This is a genomic window from Candidatus Thioglobus sp., from assembly GCF_028599055.1.
In the GTDB taxonomy this organism is placed as follows: Bacteria; Pseudomonadota; Gammaproteobacteria; order PS1; family Pseudothioglobaceae; genus Thioglobus_A.
This window is the reverse complement of the sequence record NZ_JAQRMS010000183.1, coordinates 1-2,158: the sequence shown is the minus strand read 5'-3', so window position 1 is coordinate 2,158 and position 2,158 is coordinate 1. Positions and strand designations below refer to the sequence as shown.

Here is a 2,158-nt window from a genome sequence, read left to right as displayed (position 1 = left end):
GAAACGCATCACTTTCTTTTTTAAATATTTATTTTAATGAGTAATTTGACAACATATATAAATACGTCAAACAATAACAACAATAAACACTCTAACAGATGAGAATAAGTTTGAAACACAGCTTCTTTTTTAGGACGTCAAATTATGGTTGAAACACCGATACCCTCGTTTTCATAATGCAGTACTTCGTATGTCCACATCTTGTGGTGATACAGGCAACACAACGGCGATGCATTGAAAGAATAATGTTTTGAATGACTCTCTGGGGCATATTGTTCCACTCCTCTAATAAAGCCTGACGTAAGGTGGCCCCAGTAGTGGGCTTGAAGGGACGTTATCTACACGTCTTCCTAATGCACCCCAAACATGATCTATTGGTGCCATATCCGGTGATAGTGATGGCCAGTGCATACAAGTTGACATTCTGTGCTTGTAAAAAAGTTCATTGAGACCCTTGCTGTGTGTGGACGCATGTTATCTTGCTGGAAGATCCTTAAATCTTGATGGGCTTGAAACATTGGAACAACAGCCAGGATTTCATCTTTATAGCGTTGTCCTGTAAGAGATCGGTCACAGAAGTGAAGTGGACATTTGTTACCGAATGATACAGCTGCCCAAATCATAACATTTGCACCGCCCCATCGGTCTACTTCATGAATGCAGTAACCGGCAAGTCTTTCATGTTGACGTCTCCAAACCCTTATTCGACCGTCTGCATTCGAAATACAAAAACGGGATTCGTCCGAAAACAACACTTCCTGCCATCTTTACATTGTCAATTGCAAATGGGTTCTAGCCCATGCTAAACGTTGTTGGCGATGTCGCGGTGTAAGGAGTGGTCCTCTGAATGGTCGTCTTGCACGTATGCCATTTCCACGCAGTCTGCGACGCACTGTTGCTGAGCTGATCCGGGAATTGTGTCTTCCTGGAGGTTCCCCAGCAGTTGATGCAGCTCTTTTGAACCGGTTGCATAAATGTAGTAACGGATATGCCGATCTTGTTGGTCAGTTGTTACTCTTGGTTTTCCTGGCCGAGGACGATCGGACACATTGTTCGTAGTTTGAAACGTCTGTCTGAGGCGTACAACAGTACTTTGATGGCAATTGAATAGTCGAACAACTTCTCTGGTTGATATGCTTGCTCTCAACATACCCAAAGCTTGGTTGCGATCATTATTACTCAGATGTGGCATTTTTGAAACCCAATAAAAACTTTACTATAGCAAACAGTGCTGATATCTGATTATCCTTTTCACAGGTGGACACGGTTCTTTCAAAAAGCGGGTTTAAAAAATTCATATCGCCCGTTCACGATTTGCACGTGCAAGAAATATTGTTTTTAAAATTCAATAGATACCTATTTCAGGTGATATGACACATCAGAAAATTTACCTGTATTTTTTTAAGGAGGACATTATTAACAATTACATTTAATCAAGCATTAATTTATATTTTACCCCCAAAAATATGTTTTCTAGTGATGCGTAAAAATTTCTAATGATGGTCAGTATACATGAAGACATGACTACACAGGAAGTGTAGACAGAATTCGTGAAATACATTTCCAGGATTCTGAATCGCTTTATTTCCCCGCAATATCAGATGACAGCTGCCCTAACCATATCCATTAGTTGGGATATTACGCAGGGCGAAAATCCGATAATTGAAGGGATATTCCTATAAATAGAAAGTCAAAAGGCGATTCGGATGCAATAAACAACCAACTGTTCAAATATGAATGTAAAACAATGGACAAGTACAATTGCACGGACATCATGCACTTCTACAAAAACCGTGATTGAAAACGGCTGCCTCTCTTATGAGGAATACATGATCATTGGTTAAGATTTGTCATAGACAATATTCCAACTTACAGATAACAATTTTGTTTGTACGGAATAATTTTGTTTATTAAGCAAGTGTTTTGACTGAATCTTGATATCACGTATTTTTAAAAATAAGATGTGACATGTAAGACCGTATACATACGTTATATGTGACATGTAAGACCGTGTACATACGTTATATGTGACATGTAAGACCGTATACATACGTTATATGTGACATGTAAGACCGTATACATACGTTATATGTGACATGTAAGACCGTATACATACGTTATATGTGACATGTAAGACCGTGTACATACGTTATATGTG

At 38.9% G+C, this 2,158-nt stretch carries 1 protein-coding gene; it reads right to left on the bottom strand.

What is annotated here, in order from left to right; genetic code table 11:
- Positions 1–767 precede the first annotated feature (767 nt).
- A complete protein-coding gene (locus PSN35_RS07700) occupies positions 768–908 on the bottom strand; it encodes a hypothetical protein (RefSeq protein ID WP_367183419.1) in 141 nt (46 codons plus the stop codon).
- Positions 909–2,158: the final 1,250 nt, after the last annotated feature.